This is a genomic window from Corynebacterium sp., from assembly GCF_022712195.1.
Classification (GTDB): Bacteria; Actinomycetota; Actinomycetes; order Mycobacteriales; family Mycobacteriaceae; genus Corynebacterium.
In genome coordinates this window covers 24,677-40,866 of the sequence record NZ_JALAGY010000076.1, presented here as the reverse complement: position 1 = coordinate 40,866, position 16,190 = coordinate 24,677, and the positions used below count along the sequence as shown (strand labels likewise).

12 protein-coding genes are annotated in these 16,190 nt (G+C 67.3%); all 12 read left to right on the top strand.

Annotated elements, in window-relative coordinates:
• The first annotated feature begins 57 nt into the window (after positions 1 to 57).
• Entirely contained in the window at positions 58 to 426 is a 369-nt protein-coding gene (locus Q0A34_RS09860) for a hypothetical protein (protein WP_291479821.1), read from the top strand.
• Between the two features lie 80 nt (positions 427 to 506).
• The gene (locus tag Q0A34_RS09855; RefSeq protein ID WP_291479820.1) at positions 507 to 794 is read left to right on the top strand and encodes a hypothetical protein; all 288 of its coding nucleotides are present in this window, start codon (positions 507 to 509) and stop codon (positions 792 to 794) included.
• Positions 795 to 803: 9 nt separating this feature from the next.
• Positions 804 to 6,452 carry a tape measure protein gene (locus tag Q0A34_RS09850; RefSeq protein ID WP_291479819.1) on the top strand — a complete coding sequence of 1,883 codons (5,649 nt, stop codon included), beginning with the start codon at positions 804 to 806 and terminating at the stop codon, positions 6,450 to 6,452.
• 18 nt (positions 6,453 to 6,470) lie between these two features.
• Positions 6,471 to 7,316 carry a hypothetical protein gene (locus tag Q0A34_RS09845; RefSeq protein WP_291479818.1) on the top strand — a complete coding sequence of 282 codons (846 nt, stop codon included), beginning with the start codon at positions 6,471 to 6,473 and terminating at the stop codon, positions 7,314 to 7,316.
• Positions 7,313 to 8,896 (top strand): hypothetical protein, encoded by a 1,584-nt coding sequence (locus Q0A34_RS09840; RefSeq protein WP_291479817.1) that lies wholly within the window; start codon positions 7,313 to 7,315, stop codon positions 8,894 to 8,896. Before Q0A34_RS09845 ends, Q0A34_RS09840 begins: the two co-directional genes overlap by 4 nt.
• 68 nt (positions 8,897 to 8,964) lie before the next feature.
• Positions 8,965 to 9,231, top strand: a complete 267-nt coding sequence (locus tag Q0A34_RS09835; RefSeq protein ID WP_291479816.1) for a hypothetical protein — start codon at positions 8,965 to 8,967, stop codon at positions 9,229 to 9,231.
• Positions 9,212 to 10,309: a hypothetical protein gene (locus Q0A34_RS09830; RefSeq protein WP_291479815.1), complete on the top strand. Its 1,098-nt coding sequence runs from the start codon at positions 9,212 to 9,214 to the stop codon at positions 10,307 to 10,309. Before Q0A34_RS09835 ends, Q0A34_RS09830 begins: the two co-directional genes overlap by 20 nt.
• Positions 10,306 to 10,896, top strand: coding sequence for a hypothetical protein (locus Q0A34_RS09825; RefSeq protein WP_291479814.1), 591 nt, complete (start codon positions 10,306 to 10,308; stop codon positions 10,894 to 10,896). The genes Q0A34_RS09830 and Q0A34_RS09825 overlap by 4 nt, the downstream gene beginning before the upstream one ends.
• A 7-nt stretch (positions 10,897 to 10,903) precedes the next feature.
• The gene (locus Q0A34_RS09820; protein WP_291479813.1) at positions 10,904 to 12,157 is read left to right on the top strand and encodes a hypothetical protein; all 1,254 of its coding nucleotides are present in this window, start codon (positions 10,904 to 10,906) and stop codon (positions 12,155 to 12,157) included.
• Positions 12,158 to 12,160: 3 nt separating this feature from the next.
• Positions 12,161 to 14,158 (top strand): SGNH/GDSL hydrolase family protein, encoded by a 1,998-nt coding sequence (locus Q0A34_RS09815; protein ID WP_291479812.1) that lies wholly within the window; start codon positions 12,161 to 12,163, stop codon positions 14,156 to 14,158.
• Positions 14,159 to 14,224: 66 nt separating this feature from the next.
• Positions 14,225 to 15,667: a glycoside hydrolase domain-containing protein gene (locus tag Q0A34_RS09810; RefSeq protein WP_291479811.1), complete on the top strand. Its 1,443-nt coding sequence runs from the start codon at positions 14,225 to 14,227 to the stop codon at positions 15,665 to 15,667.
• Entirely contained in the window at positions 15,664 to 16,185 is a 522-nt protein-coding gene (locus tag Q0A34_RS09805; protein ID WP_291479810.1) for a hypothetical protein, read from the top strand. Before Q0A34_RS09810 ends, Q0A34_RS09805 begins: the two co-directional genes overlap by 4 nt.
• Positions 16,186 to 16,190: the final 5 nt, after the last annotated feature.

The following is a 16,190-nucleotide window of genomic DNA, read 5'->3' as shown; positions in this document are numbered from 1 at the left end:
ACCTCAACGCCGTAAAGGGATCTGCCACCCCACACTTCAACCCTGAAAGGATCTGCCATGATCAACGCCGACGAACTGATTGCCCAGCGAGAAGAAGCCACGGGCGTCGACGGCAACCGCATCGCCTTCGAGTTCACCGCCCTGCGCGGCGAGCAGAAGGGAGAGCGACTCGTCTTCACCTTCCGCGACCCCGCCCGCCTGACCGACGAGGAGCAGGAGGATCTGCTCGAAGTTCCCCGGTTCGGGCCGGACCAGGCCATGTGGTACATGGGCGACGACGAGTACGACCGCTTCCGCGAGGCCGGCGGTGAGTCCTGGATCTTCGCCGAGATCATGAAGGAGTACACCAAGGAGGTCCAGGGGGTGGACCCGCAGGGGCGCCCTACACGGCCGAATCGCTCCTCTCGCCGTCGCCGGAAGCAGTAGAGGCAGCCTGCGAGCAGGCGTACGGGTGGGACGTCGTCGGTGCCTACCACCGCGGTGAAATCACCCTACGCAAGCTCCGGGTGCTCGTGACGTACCTGCCGCAGGACGCACCAGCCCGGTGGCACGCCTCTGACGACCGACCGTGGTCGCAAGACAATGCGCTGCTGTGGCAGCTCTACGGCGCCACCCTGCGCACCAACGTCAACCTCGCCCGGCTCGGCGGCAACAAGAAGGCCGTCATGCCGTGGGAAGAGCAGCCGAAGTTCCCCTGGCGCAAGCCCGAGAATCCCAACAGCCAGACGCTGGGCGGGGTTTCCGAGGACCGCCAGGACGAAGCGATCGAGTACCTGCTCGGTCTCGACGAATAGGAGTTCACCATGTCGTCAGTCTGGGTCCCGATTCTGCCGTCCCTCAAGGGATTCACGCAGAAGATCGAGGGAGAAGCGCGCAGTGCCTCCCAGCGCGGCGGCAAGGTGGCGACCGAGGAATTCGGCAAGGCCGGAGAAGCCTCCGGGCGCTCGCTGGCCGACGGTCTCAAGCGGCAGCAGGCCCTGGTTTCGGCGGCGTCCAAGACCCTCGGCGACGCTCGCACCGCGGAGGCCAATGCAGCAGGTGCAGTGAAAACCGCCGAGTTGGAGCTGCAGCGACTCCGCGAGCGCGGCGACGCCTCGGCGTCGAAGATCGCCAAGGCCGAGGAGGACGTGGCCGACAAGAAGCGCAAGGCGGAGACGGCCAGCGAGCGGCTTACCCGCGCCGAGCAGGAGCACGCCACCGTCCGCGACGGTGGCGAGGCCAGCTCTCGTAAGCTCATTTCTGCCGAGGACCGGGTTGTCGATGCTCGCAACAAGGTCGAGAAAGCGACTGGCGAGGTCCGTGTCGCCGATCTGCGAGTCATCGAGGCACGCGAGAAGTCCGAGACCCGGGCCGCGGCTCTGCAGTCCGCCGAGGACAACCTCGCGTCTGTACGCGCGGAGTTCGGCGAGGACTCCAAGCAGGCCGCCGCCGCCGAGCGCCAGGTGGAGGCCGCCCGAAAGCAGGCCGAGACGGCTGCGCGCGGCGTGATCGACACCGAGACCGCCCTGGCGAAGAAGAAGGGCGAACTGCAGACCGCGAACGAGGGAGTCGCCGCGGCGACGCTGTCGCACAAGGCCGTGCAGGAGGATCTCGCAGCCTCCGAGCGTGCGGCCGGTGAGGAAGCCGACCGCGCGGCACAAGACATCCGCGGACTCGGCGACGAGATGAACGGTGCCGAGGACCCGGCCCACGGCCTCGCCGGCGGGCTCGGATCCCTGGCGAAGAACGCGGGCCTCGCCGCGGCGGCATTCGTCGGCGTACGCGGAATCGGCGACACCATCTCCGCCGGTTTCGACAAGGTCACAGCGATTGAGGACACCACCGCATCACTCGGCATCCTGATGGGATCTGCGGACGAAGCGGCGGACCTCATGGACGATCTGACCGAGTCGAACATGAAGACCCCGTATAGCTTCGATGCCTGGTCAGAGGCAGGAAAGAACCTCGTTGCTTTCGGTATGGACGCCTCGGACGTCACCGACACCGTCATGGCGCTCGGTGAGGCTGCGGCAGCCTCCGGCAAGGGCGAGCAGGCCCTGGCGTCGATGGGTGATGCCTTCGGTAAGGCCGCGGCATCCGGCAAGATCAGCATGGACCTGATCAACTCTTTGTCCGCCGGCGGCGTGAACGGCCTGACCATCCTGGCGAACGAATTCGACGTCACGACGGCTGAGATGCAGAAGATGATTTCCGCCGGAACGGTGCCGGTCGAGCAGGCATTCGAGGCACTGACGACCGGGATCATGGAGGGATCGGACGGCATCGCCGGATCGACGATGGCGATGACCGGCGTCATGGACGAGATGTCGCAGACCACCTCTGGTCAGCTCGGCCTGTTGAAAATGAGCTTCGTCAACCTCGGCGGAGACATCATGAAGTTGGCGATGCCAGCCATCAAGCAGTTCGCCTCTGCTGGCTCCGATCTGATCGGCGTGGTCCGCGGGTTGATCTCTGGCTTCGTCGAAGGCGAGGGGGTCATGGGCGCCTTCCGCAGCGTGCTGGAGACCATCGCCCCGATCCTCAAGCCGATCGCCGCGGCCGCCATTACGACTGGGGCCGCCATCGGTGGACTGACCCTGGCGAACGCGGCGTACTCGACAGCCTCCGCGCTCTCCACCAAGGCGACCGACGCATTCCGCGGGTCCCTGGACCTGCTGAAGGGTCACCCGATCGTCGCCGCAATCGCTGCAGTCGTCGGTGCGCTCACCTGGTTCTTCACCTCCACCGAGACCGGACAGCGCGTCTGGGATTCCCTCATGGACTCCCTGAAATCCGCCTGGTCCTGGCTGAAAGACACCTTCGCCCCGGTCTTCGACTGGATCGGCGAGAAGCTCTCACTGCTCGGCGGCGCATTCTCCGAGCTGTGGGGCATGATCTCCGGCGACGAGATGGCCGGAGGCTGGCCGAACCTCGCCGAGCTGATCGGCCTCGACAAGGCCGAATGGATTTTCGATATCGTCGGCCGCATCGGCGGAGCATTCCGCGAACTGTGGGAAATGGTCACCGGCGGTGACCTCGCTGACGGATGGGGCAACCTCGCCGGGCTGATCGGCCTCGACAACGCCGAGTGGGTATTCGACACCATCAACCGACTGCGGGACGCGTTCGGCACCGTCCTGGACGTGCTCAAGCAGATCCCCGAGCTCGCGAGTGGGGTCTGGAACATCCTGTTCAACGGCGACTACACCGGCCTGCCCTTCGGCCTCGAAGAGGACTCGGCGATCGTGGACTTCCTGTTCACCCTCCGCGACACCGCCATCGAGGTCGGCGGATTCCTCCGCGACACACTCGGCGGCGCACTCTCGTCACTCTGGGGTGCACTACAGGACGTCGGCCCCGCCCTCCTCGAGGTCGGACAGGCTCTCGGCGGATCCCTACTCGACGCCGCCATCGGCGTCTGGGACGCCATCAGCGGACTGTGGGACGGAGTCACCAAACTCTGGGAGGTCCTGTCTCCGCTGCTGCTACCGGTCCTCAAGGTCGTCGGAGGCGTCCTCGGCGGACTGGTCCTGGGCGCCATCATGGGCGTCGCCAAGGGCCTGCAGTTCGTCGCCAAGGCCGTCGAGATCGCCGCCGGCGTATTCTCCTGGCTCGTTGAGAACGCCCTGTCCCCACTGATCAGCGTCGGCGGCGAGGTCGCCCGCATCTTCGGGACCGTCCTCGGCACCGCCTTCTCCGCACTCGGCACCATCGTCGAGGGCGTCTGGACCGGCATCCAGTGGGGCTGGGAGAACCTGGTCAAACCCGCATTCGACGCTCTGGTCGAGGCAGGAAAGATCCTGTTCGCCATCGTCGGCACCGCGGTCCTCGGCCCCCTCCTCGTCGCCTGGAACCTCCTCTCCGCAGGAATCCAGTGGGGCTGGGAGAACCACATCCAGCCAGCCTGGGAGAACCTCCAGAACGTCGCACTGTGGATGTGGGAGAACGTCCTGCAGCCCGTATTCGGCTGGATCCGCACCGGCTGGGAGCTCCTCTCCGCCGGCATCCAGTGGTACTACGAGAACGTCATCCTCGTCGCCTGGAACGCCCTGCAGACCGCAGCCATCTGGCTCTGGGAGAACGTCCTCCAACCCGTATTCGGCTGGATCCGCGCCGGGTGGGAGGCCATGTCCACCGGTATCCAGTGGGTCTACGACACCATCATCAAGCCCACCTGGGACGCCCTGGGAACTGCTCTGAACTGGCTGAACGACTTCGTCGTGCAGCCGGTCCTCGGCTGGATCCAGGACCGGTGGGACCAGATGGGAACCGCCATCCAGTGGGTGAAGGACCACGTCATCCAGCCGGTGTTCGACTCCATCGCCACCGGCCTGGACGTCCTCAAGGGAGTATTCGAGACCGCGGTCTCCGGCATTGAGAAGGTCTGGGACGGGCTGCGTGCCGCCGCTGCGAAGCCGGTGAAGTTCGTCATCGACAAGGTGTGGAACGACGGCATTCTGAAGGCCTGGAACCTGATCGCCGACTTCGTGCCCGGACTGGACCCTGTCGACCCGTACGAGCCCGACTGGCTCGGTGACTACCACACCGGTACCAGCAGCATCGTGCCCGGCGCCCGCAGCGTCGGCCGGGACAACATGGACTTCGTCTCGACTGACGGCCGCTACGGCATCAGCCTCGCCGGCCAGGAGGGCATCGCCCACCAGCACGTCGTCGACGGTATCGGCCGGTCGAACTGGGACCACCTCAACCACGTCGGTCGCACCCGCGGTGCGTCCGCCGTACGAGAGGAGCTCGGCAGCTTCGCCACCGGCGGGGTGATCGGAAACGACTACCTCGACCGCGAAGACCTGGGCAGCTACGCCCAGGGCGGCACGCTGCAGATGAACCCAGGCGTGGACGTCACCACCGACATCCAGCGCGCGATGATCTCCGCGGTCGCCAAGGCGTTCCCGAACCAGATCGTCACCAGCGCGACCCGGTACGAGGACGTCGGATCCGGATACGACAACCACATGGCCGGCCGCGCCGTTGACTTCGCGCCCGACCAGGGGCTCGCCAACTGGATCGCCAAGGAGTACCCGGGGTCCGCCGAGCTGTTCTGGGACCCGGGCCCCAACCTCAAGAACGGGGCACCCACCGGCGCGATCGGCGGACACTCCGACCACGTCCACTGGGCTATGGCGTCCATGCCCGACCCCTACACCGGCGAGATCATCTCCCAGGATGGTCCCGGCGGCGGGGGAGGAGGCGGCGGCAACTGGCTGTACAACAAGGCCAAGGACGTCTGGGACTCCACCGTCGGCAAGATCGGCGACTGGATCCGCGACTCCACCGCATCCTGGGGCGACTCCAAGTTCGCCGAGATGCCCTCCAAGATCTACGACGAGACCGAGCAGAAGGTCTTCAACTGGATCATGGACAAAGTACCGTTCGCCTCCGGCCCCGGCGGCGGCGAGGCCATCGACTGGGACACCTCCGCAGGCGCAGAGCAGTGGCGCCCGCAAGTCATCTCCGCCCTTGCCCGACACGGCTACGGCGAAGAGCTCGCGGACATCACCCTCCAACAGGTCGACATCGAGTCCACCGGCGACCCCAATGCGTTCAACGACTGGGACGAGAACGCGGCCATCGGCGACCCCACCGTCGGACTCCTACAGGTCCGGCAGGCCACCTACGACATGATCCGCGGCATGTACCCGGACGCATTCGAGGGACTGCCCAACGACCGATACCACCCCGAGTCCAACCTCACCGCCGGCATCGGCTGGACCCGCTACAAGTACGGCGGACCCGCCAACATCTGGCCTACCCGCGCCGGGTACGACCAGGGCGGGTGGCTTGAGCCGATGGAGGGCGCGCAGGCTGTGTACAACCACACCAGCGAGCCCGAGCCCGTGCTCACCGGACAGCAGTGGCGAGACGTCAAGGGCAACCTCGACTTCGCACTCGCCGCAGCACCGTCCGCCGAGTCCTGGGCACGCATCGCCGACGAACTGACCGCCGCCTTCAACGGCAACACCGGCATGTTCGACGAACTCGCCGACATCCTCGGTGCCGATCACGCCGAGCAGCTCGTCACCGACGTCGCCGCCATCCGCGGCAGCATCGAAGACGAACTGCTCGACTTCTTCGGGCTCTCCAACACGTGGATGGCCGACCCCTCGCTGCTCGACATCTCCTGGGAAGCACCCGGAGCCGTCGACAACGGGATCGACCACGACGATCACGACCCCGAGCCGGACGACACCTCCGACGGCCCGGACGACGACTTCATGGCCGACCCGGCCGCCGGAGTCGCCGCAGTCAACGACTCCCTCGTCGGAGACGTCCCCGCAACGAGCGCCAGCCAGGCGTCCGCCAGCGAGGTCACCCCCGGCAACGACCGAGTCACCCTCGACCGCGACATGGTCGTCAACATCGTCATGGAGAACGTCACCACCTCGGACCCCAACGAGATCGCCCGCGAAACCGCCCGCGAGGCACGCCGCGCACTCGCAGCGTTCCGCTTCTAGATCCCAGGAGGTACCTGCATGCTCGGCATCAACCGCCCCGCCGTCCTCGTCTGGATCGCCCCCGACGGCCGCCAGCTCCACCTCGCAGGAGGAGCCGACCAGCGCCGCGAGGGCGTCTCCCTCGACGAAGGACTCGACGGCGTCGGCGGCCTCGAATCCTCACCCGCATTCGAGGCAGCCATCACCCAGGTCGGCGAAACCATCGCCGGCTGGGAACACGGCCACGGCGAGATCGACCTCCCCATCACCATCCTCGGCAAGACCCCGGCCGACATGCAGGCAATCCGCGAGGACCTCAAACGCATGTTCCCCCTCGGACGCGCCGGGTGGCTGGCGGTGAACACTCCTGTGACGGGGTGGCGGTGGCTGCGGTGCCACCGGCGCTCGATGAAGCCGGGTCTGTCGAAGTCTCCGTACCTGACCTCTACGATGCATCTGGACATCGTCCTGATCGCGGAGGACCCCAGGGCGGAGACCGCGCCGATAACGTCACAGTGGCGAAACTCCGGCGACCAGGACAAGGGCAACCTCTGGGTCACTGGGGGCGACGAGTGGCCGGCATGGCCGACCCTCGTCGTCCACGGCCCCGGACAAGTCACCCTCTCGATGATGGGGGAGAAGATCCGACTGCCGAACCTCGACGCCGGCGAGCGCGCACTGCTGCAGACCGATCCCGCACGCTCTGTCATGCGATCCATCGCCGCCGACGGAACCTCGACCAACCGGTGGCCCGACGTCGAGGGCTACCTCTCCCGACCGATCCCGGCCGGGGAGATGACCCGCGTCGGTATCCGGGTCACCGACGGCTCCCGAGACACCGCGGTCCTGGCGCACACCCGCATCCACATGGAAGGGCTCCTGTGAATCTCGCCGACTCGCTGCACGACCTGCTGTCCTCCGACAACTCCGACCGCGACCGCCTTACCGCCCCTGAGCCGCACATCCAGTTCTGGACCGGCAAGGGGCGGCTCAAGCTCTGGTCACCCTGTACCAACGCGATCGACTGGAGCTTCGAGGAGAAGGACCTCGAGCACGGCTCGTGCAGCTTCAAACTGCCGGCCGACGACAACTGGACGCAGTACTTCGAGGGCCTGGACCGCTACCTCGCCCGACTGGTCACATTCGACTGGCCCGGCGGCTACCGGCCGGCCTTCGTCCTCACCAGCTACCGACGGGTGCGCATCGGCAAGCGCACCTGGTTCGAGGTCACCGGTGCCACCCTCACCGCCTACCTCTCCGCCGTCCACCTGTGGGCCAACCCGCTGTTTCCCCCTGAGGTGCAGCTCTCCGGCGCCTGGCGAGCCATTGGCCCCGCCGCCACCGCCTGGAAAACAGCACTGACCCTCAACCTGGTGCGACTGCAGGCCAACACCTGGTCCATCCCGATCCGCAACCCGTTCGACCCCGGGTCCTGGGACCTGGTCCGCAACGCCCTGCACCCCATCATGATCAACCCGCGCCGCGTCGGCCTGTTCGACACGACGGGGTGGATCATGGCCGAGTGGTGCATGGAGACAGCGTGGGACGCCGCGGTGGAGATCGCCGAGGCACAGGGCATGTCGGTGCGCTGCGATCTCTGGCTACCCGGTGACGCCCAACCGTTCCCAGAGTGGATGACGCTCACCGAGCCCCGCATCATCGTCGACATGGTCCCCTCGGCCCGCGACATCAACTTCACCGGCACCTTCGTCGACGGGCTGATCCGCGAGGCCATCAAGATCGCCGACGACGCCTTCAGCTGGATCACCTACCCGCTGCTCGAGCCCACCGGCATCATGGACCGCCTCGAGGACCGCCAGAAGCTGCGGATCCCGCTATACCGATCGGGGGAGTGGTCACCGGCCACCCAGGCCGACGAGGTCACACACCTGCCACAGGCCACCCGAGCCACCGTCGGCGGCAAGAGCCCCGGCTGGCTGAACGGCCTGGTCGCCACGACCGTCGGCGCGGGCGTCTCCGCCATCGGTGCCGCGGTCGGGCTGCCCGGACTACGCATCGGATTCCTCGAGGAACTCGCGCAGAACCGACTGTTCGCCTACCACTCCGTCGAGAACCTCAACCTCGCCCGAGAGGCCGGCGACTGGCGACTACGGGAGCGCTTCGCAGGCTCACAGACCACCGCGCTGTCCCTGCAGGCGGGCGAGGCGGCGAAATCGACGCTGCACGAGACCCGCGGCTGGGTCTCCCACGAGATCCAGGTCGCCAACGGCGACCCGTACTTCCTCGGCCGCCACCTCCTGCTCGGGATGCCCGTCGCCGTCGAGCGCGAGGACAACTCCATCGGCGTCGATACCCTCACCGGCGTCGCCGCCTCCGGCGGCCGCGGCGCCACGACCGTCACCCTCACCGTCGCCAGCCCGGAGGAGTCCGAGCCCGGCCTGTACGCACTCAAGAAGGTCCGAAAGGCCACAGGATGGATCAACCGACTCGCACTACAGAACTAGCCGACCAGGTCGACTCACTCGCGCGGTTCCTCACCGCCGCACCACTACCGAACGACACGACTGCGGACATGCCCCCGGAGATCGCCCGCCTGCTCGCAGAGTCAATCGTGCGGTGGCAGAACGGCGAAATCCGCCGCGACGGAACCTGGCAGCCACTCGGCGACGTCACGACCGACCCCGAGGTCGGCGACGTCCGCGCCGAAACCATCGGTGACGGCACCGTCATCAAGCTCACCCACATCCCAACCGGGATGACCGTCCTCGGCGAAACCCCCGCCCGCGCCTGGGCAGATCTACGTAGAAAGGTGGCCGACCATGGCACGACCGAATCGTGAGTCGATCAGTGAGGAATTCATCGAGCGGATCAACGCCGACCTCGACATCTTCGGCATCAGGGCCGACCCCTCACAGCCACCGATGACCGAGACCTACCTGCACGTCCGACGACGCCAGGACGGTTCCGCAGGCAGCGCCCGCCTCGCCCTGCCCGCCTTCAAGGGCGAGAAAGGCGACCCCGGCGAGCCTGTCGTCCACCAGGGCGACCGCACCAGCGCACAGCTCGCCGCCCTGCGCGACGCACTCGACCACCGCCACAAGAACTGGGCCTTCCGCAACGTCGACACCAACGACATGTACGTCTGGAACGGCTCCACCTTCATCGTCTACGAGAACGCCTTCGGCGCCGAAGGCGAGCAGGGCCCGCCGCCAGAGCTCTGGCCCGGCACCGTCACCATCGCCGGCTACGGCGAACTCGACGACGCGCTCGGCGTCCGCATCCGCGGATCCGACGGCTCCTACACCATCGGCCTTGACCTCCCCGAGCTCCCGAAAGGCGACCCCGGAGACCAAGGCCCGCCCGGCGGCATCTACACCAGCCCCGACATCACCGGCGGACCCCAGGACGGACAGATCCTCGTCCACGACGGCGACACCGGAAAGATGGTCTGGCGCGACGGCTACCTCGGCCCCCAGCTCTACAGCGTGCCCCCGTCCGCCTTCCAGGACTGGTCCGCCGGAATCTCCTCCTCCCGCCACCACATCACCACCGTCACCATCCCCGCCCAGCCCTTCCGCTACCGCCTCGACTTCTCCGGCGGCGTTGAAGTCTCCTCCATCATCGGACAGACCATCGACGTCCAGATCCTCGCCGACGACCCCGACAACGGCACCCTCGTCGGCTGCGCCTGGGGCTCCATGGAAGCCACCGGCTGGATCCACCAACGCTTCGACGCCTTCCACGACATCCCCGTCACCCCCGAATCCACCGGACTGCGTGCCGGGGTTGTCGAGGCCGGCACCGAGGTGGAGCTCCACGTCGTTGCGGTGAAGTCTGCCGGCCTGGGCACCGGGTGGCGCATCGCGTCCTCGGGGAGGTCGAACCTGCAGGTCAAGCTGGAAAGGATGTCCGGATGAGGTTCTACCGTTCCCCGGATCGGCGGAGCTTCGACGCCAACATCTTCGAGGAGTCCATGATCGACTACGGCGAACAGGTCGCCGTCCGGGATGATCTCGGCGCGATCGGCGGCATGCTCGGCTACGGCAACGTCTACCACGACCCGTCCAAGGGCGACCTGCCCACCAGCAACTACATGAACGGTGGGCCCAACGAGGTCGTCGGCATCACCGGCGAGCGCTCGTCATTCCCCGGCGTCGGGGTCGAGGCCGAGCGGCACCCTGACACGGGCTACTGGGGCCTGCGGATTCTCGACGCCGGGGTCTGGGCCGTGAAGGTCAACTTCCGGTGCGTCCCTGCGGGCAACTCCGGGTTCTTCCAGGTCACCACATCGTCCGACCCGAAGTACGCCGACGCCAGTCAGGTATTCAGATCCACCATCGCCTACGGGAACTTCTTCGACGTCCTCGTCGTCAACGATCCCGGCGAGCTCGTCGTCCCGATCGTCATGGGCAGCCAGAGCTGGACCGAGGGCGAGATGAAGATGACGATGTACCGCGTCGACGGCGGGACCAGCAGCTTCTCCCAGACCAATCTCCGGAATTGAGGTAGCCATGAGCATCCGCCACGAAATGATCACCGGCCGATGGTCCCTCCTGATCGAGGACTCCCACGCCGACGACGACGCCTACCTCGACGAGGTCCCCCTCACCGGGAAGGTCACCTTCACTCCGGTCTGGCCCGAAGGAGTGGTCGCTGCGCCAGCCGGGGGAGACGACGAGCCCCTGCGCCTGGTCGCGGCCCAGCCGGTCACCGCCCTCGTCGCTGACGGCATCCTCACCGACCTGCAGGGCCGCGAGGGGCAACCCCTGCCCGTCCAGATCGGCGAGGTTGAGCTGTGGTGGCGGGCCCGCTTCGACGTCCACTACCGCGGCATCGAGGTCCCCCTCAACCCCCTGCTCGTCGACGCCACCGAAGGCCCCGTCGAGCTGTCCACACTGATCTCCGCCAAGGGCTACCCCGACGACGACCTCTCCGGCCTGGAAGCGATCCGCGCGACCGTCCGCCGCCAGGCCCGCGAGGTCGCCGACGCCCTCGACCTCGTCAACCGCGCCGCCGCGAGCGTCGAAGATCTGCAGAAACGCGCAGACGAAGCGATCCAGCAGGCCGAGGCATTCGTCCGCCAGGTCCAGGGCCTCGTCGCCGACGCCGAGGGCATCCGTGACAACACCGGCGAGATCCGCGACGAAGTGCACGGCTGGTACGAGGCACTGTCCTCCGACACGAAGCTGATCATCGACGCGGTCAACGGCCACCTCGACGACCTCGCCGGCGACGTCGCCGCCGACGCTTCCCGGGCGAAGCAGGAAGCCGACCGGGCAGGCGAGGCCGCCCGGGTCGAGGTCGACCGGATCAAGGGCGACGCCCCGGACGCCTTCGACACCCTCGAGGAGATCGCCGCCTGGATCACCGACGCTGAGGACGCCGCAGGTGGGCTGATCCGCAGCATCGCCGAGAAGGCCGACAAGAACCACAGCCACGACGTCGACGACATCGACGGGCTGACGGCTCTGCTCGACGAGAAGGTCCCAACCTCGAACCTCGGCACCCGGGTGTACGGCACCAACGCCGGCGGGAACCAGGCGATGCTGTCGTACTCCTCGGGCCCGAACGCCTCGACGCTGGCGTACCGCGGAACAGGTGGCACGCTGCAGGTCGGCTCGCCGACCGATGACGCACATGCCACGAATCGCGGCTGGGTCCAGAGTCGCGTCGACGAGGTGGCAGAGACCGTGCCGATCATCGCCGTCGTCGACGAGCACCCGGCTGACCCGGACCCGCACACGATCTACCTGGTGAGGGAGTGACGAATGGGCATCAGCATCGGCGGCCGCGACGTCGCCACCATCTTCCACGGATCCGACTCGATTAGCGAGGTCTACCACGGTGCGGACCTGATCTGGTCCGCCAGTCCTCCGACGGTGAAGGCTGACCTCGGGTGGGAGCGAGCCCGCACGGGGCCGCTCAAGGTGATGTTCCTCGGCAGTTCGACGACGGACGGCTACGGCACGACCCGCAACGAGTCCTACGTCACCCAGGTCGCCTCTCTGATGGTGAAGCACGTGGTCGGCGCCCCGGCGACCGCCCTGGTGAAGCAGAACACCGGCACGGTGTCCGCCCGCACCGCGACCGGTTTCCACTTCCTCAATGCCGGGGTCGGCGGAACTACTACCTCGAACTACTACGGCCCGACCCGTGGGACGCTTCTCGCCGGGTGGCAGCCGGACCTGGTGTTCCACATGATCGGCTCCAACGACTACTCCCAGCAAGTCCCGCTGTCGACGGTGAAGGACAACATCAGGTCGGTCATCCTCGACGCAGACGCCCGTACCAACGCCCGGGCTCAGCACATCTTCGTCCACTCGTACCGCCGCATGGACCGCGCCGACACCGGCATCACCTGGGCCCAGTACGGCGAAGCAATACGCGAGGTGACCGAGGAGTACGACAACTGCTACTTCCTCGACGCGAACCTGTGGTGGGAGCACCTCGGCGGCGGGGAATGGGCCCTGCAGGGCGACAAGATCCACGCCCTGTGGACCGGTAACTGGCTTCTGGCTCGAGCCGTCGCCGCAGGGCTGGGACTCGACGACCACGACGATGAGCGGATCTACGGCTTCGACGCCGCCGAATGGGACCACCTGTCCGACGGCACGCGCATGTCGAGCTTCCAGCCGATCGACGGATCGCTGGTCACCGAGTCCATGCGGGCCAGCGGCGACGACCGGCCCACCCTGCGCGTCAACGGGAACATCCGCGCCCTCGACTTCACCGGCGGCAATCGTCGCATGGAGACCGTCGGCTGGCCGGGCGCCCACTCTCTACCGCTGACCGTGTACATCGTCACCAGCAGCCTGGGCGATAGCGGGACGAACAGCCAGCCGTTCTTCACCCGCTCGGTCGCTGACGACGACGGCTACGTATGGGCATGGCGGGAGCGCGACGCTGGCCTGCTCAAGGGCGCGTCGAACTCAGCGTTCAACCAGGGCGTCGTCCTGGACCCGTCGACCGCCGGACAGCCGATGGTAATCGCGGTCACCTTTCTGGCGTCGGGCCACATCGGCTACTACGTCAACAGCCTCGTGCCGCAGTCGACCGGCGTGGACCGCCCCTCCGAGGGCAACGCCCCCTGGATGAAGTCACTGAAGATCGGGACGAACACCGGCAACAACGCGTGGTCGGAAATGATCGTCCGCGAGATGCACTGGCACCACGGAGACACCGCATCGAACATCCACCGCCACATTTCCTCGCTCGCCGCCAAGCACGGCATCAAGATCACCACCCGGGTCTCTGACTGGTCCGAGACCACCTCGGCAGCGGCCATCGACGCCACCGTCCCCGACTGGGCTGACACGGTCGAACTCGTCGCCGTCGGGGCAGGCGGTGGTGGCGCAGGCGGCGGCATCATCTCCACCGGCGACGGCGGCCGATCCGGGTCCTGGGCACACGCCAGCGTGCAGGCAACCGCCGGAGCGACGTTGACGGCTCAACCCGGTCTGGGTGGCTCCGGAGGCTCATCGAACTCCAGCAACGGGTCGGCAGGCGGCGCCGCAACCGTTCGGATCGGCGGGCAGGAGGTCCTGCGCGCCTCCGGCGGCGGGCCGGGCACCAGCACCAACGGCAACCAGCCGGGCCGTGCTGCAGGGAACCACTCGGCATTCGGGCGGACATTCACCGGCGGTGCCGCGGCCAGCAACGGGCAATCCGGTAACCCGCCCGGTGGCGGCGGCGGGCCCGGCGCTCCACTGAGCGCGGGGAACCCTGGCGGTCAGGGCCGTGTCTGGTGGCGTTTCGTCGCCCACTGACCCCTCAAACCCAACCACCCCCGGTAAAGCACCGGGGGTTTTCTCATGCCCTGGAAGGGGTGACACATGGCTACAGTCATTGACTTCAGTGCGTCTTTCCCGTCTGGAAAGGCGATCAAGGACGCCGGCCACATCGGCGTCGTCTCCTACATCAGCCCGGCCCGCGAGCCCTGGATGAAGGCCAAGCCGCTCACCAAGGCCAAAGTCGACGAGTATCGTGCTGCTGGACTGCGCATCGCCACGGTGTGGCAGTACGGCGGCGCCGACAGCCCCGACGCCATGCGCGGTGCTGCCGGGGGAAAGGCCGACGCCCTGGCGGCCAAGAAGAAACTCGCCGAGATCGGCATGCCCGACGCCCCGGTGTTCTTCGCGGTCGACTTCGACATCACCCTTCAGCAGTGGAACGGCACCGCGGTCAACTACTTCCGCGCCGCGGTCGAGGTCCTGGGCCGCGACCGGGTCGGCATTTACGGCCACAGCAAGGTCGTGCACTGGGCGATGGAGGACGGCGTCGTCGCCGTCGTCGAGCCGGGCCGTGTCCTCGGCTGGGTCACCCGGTCATGGTCTGCAGGCGTCACCGGCGCGGACTATGCGGTGCTGTATCAGCGCGAGCACAACGTGCCCGGCCCAGACGGCATCCAGATCGACGTCAACGACGTCTACCACCGTGACTGGTCGTCCACTCCTGGCGACAGTGGCGCCCCGTCGGCCCCGACGGTCGCGGGAGACTTCAAGCAGGGCGTGATGCGCTCCTGGTCGAAGTGTGAGGCGTGGGTGACGAAGCTGCTGAACAAGCACTTCACCCCGGGCCGGGGCGGCAAGCAGATCAAGTACATCGTCCGGCACCACAACGCCGGCATCCTGTCGGTCGACCAGATCTGGGACGTGTGGCAGAAACGGCAGGCCAGCGCGCACTACCAGGTCGACCGCTTCGGCATGATCGGTCAGCTCGTCTGGGACTCCGACACCGCCTGGCACGCCGCCGACACCCTCCGGAACCAGGAGAGCATCGGCATCGAGCACGCCAACAGCGGGGGAGCGGGCCTGGACTGGCCGATCAGCGACGCCACGATCGAGGAGGGCGCGCACCTCGCCGCCGCACTGTGTATCAAGCACAACCTGGGTCGACCGGTGTTCGGCAGGAACATCCGCGACCACCGGGAAACCGGCGCGACGGCCTGTCCATTCCACCTCGCCGACGGCGGGAAGTACCACCGCAAGTGGATGGAGCGGGCGCAGTACTGGTACGACGCCATGCGCCGCGCCACCACCGAAACTCCGAAGGAGACACCCGTGACTGACTACCCGAGGCTACTTCTCGACCAGATCGCCGGGCCCGGCCGGACACCCGACGGCGCGCCGTCGTTCGCCGGATGGGACATCGACTCGATCATCGCCGCCGGAAAGCAGAAGCTGCGCGAAACCGGGGGCTGCACCGTCCCCGAGATGATCGCCATCGTCGGCGAGGACAAGCTCCGCGCCATCATCGCAGAAGGGAAGCAGTCATGAGCGATACCAACGGGAAACTCGTCAACTGGGACAACGACGACTGGCGACGCAAAGCCCTGTACGCCGGGGTAGTGGTCGCCGCCGTCGTACTGTCCCTGTTCGGACTGATCGACCCGGTCGCCATCGATGACACCGTCGAGAAGATCCTCCAGGTCGGCGGGCCGCTGATCGGCCTATTCGGAGTCAAGGCCTACCGCAACGTCGACGTGCCGAAACAGAAGCTCGACGCCGAGCGGTCCAAGGCCCGCGAGGAAGCCCGCACCGAAGCACTTGCCGAGGCCCGCGCAGAGGCAGAGAAGATGCTCGCACAGGTTCGTGCCGAAGCCCGATCGTCCGCCAACCAGGTCGGCGACATCCTCGCCGCGAAGCTCGACGAGCTGCCGGAGTCCGTCCGCAGCAGAGTGTCCGAGGGGATCAGGGAGGTCTACGACCAGCCCTACGGCAAGCACGACGCCGACGCCGAGGCACGGGAGCCCGAGCACGACCCGGCGGGCCCCGGTCGCTACCCGGGAGCGTGAGAGCG

Excerpts from the sequence above, each read along its gene's own strand:
- Q0A34_RS09860 (WP_291479821.1), top strand. The coding sequence starts at position 58 with ATGATCAACGCCGACGAACTGATTGCCCAGCGAGAAGAAGCCACGGGC.
- Q0A34_RS09850 (WP_291479819.1), top strand. The coding sequence starts at position 804 with ATGTCGTCAGTCTGGGTCCCGATTCTGCCGTCCCTCAAGGGATTCACG.
- Q0A34_RS09845 (WP_291479818.1), top strand. The coding sequence starts at position 6,471 with ATGCTCGGCATCAACCGCCCCGCCGTCCTCGTCTGGATCGCCCCCGAC.
- Q0A34_RS09835 (WP_291479816.1), top strand. The coding sequence starts at position 8,965 with ATGCCCCCGGAGATCGCCCGCCTGCTCGCAGAGTCAATCGTGCGGTGG.
- Q0A34_RS09830 (WP_291479815.1), top strand. The coding sequence starts at position 9,212 with ATGGCACGACCGAATCGTGAGTCGATCAGTGAGGAATTCATCGAGCGG.
- Q0A34_RS09825 (WP_291479814.1), top strand. The coding sequence starts at position 10,306 with ATGAGGTTCTACCGTTCCCCGGATCGGCGGAGCTTCGACGCCAACATC.
- Q0A34_RS09820 (WP_291479813.1), top strand. The coding sequence starts at position 10,904 with ATGAGCATCCGCCACGAAATGATCACCGGCCGATGGTCCCTCCTGATC.
- Q0A34_RS09815 (WP_291479812.1), top strand. The coding sequence starts at position 12,161 with ATGGGCATCAGCATCGGCGGCCGCGACGTCGCCACCATCTTCCACGGA.
- Q0A34_RS09810 (WP_291479811.1), top strand. The coding sequence starts at position 14,225 with ATGGCTACAGTCATTGACTTCAGTGCGTCTTTCCCGTCTGGAAAGGCG.
- Q0A34_RS09805 (WP_291479810.1), top strand. The coding sequence starts at position 15,664 with ATGAGCGATACCAACGGGAAACTCGTCAACTGGGACAACGACGACTGG.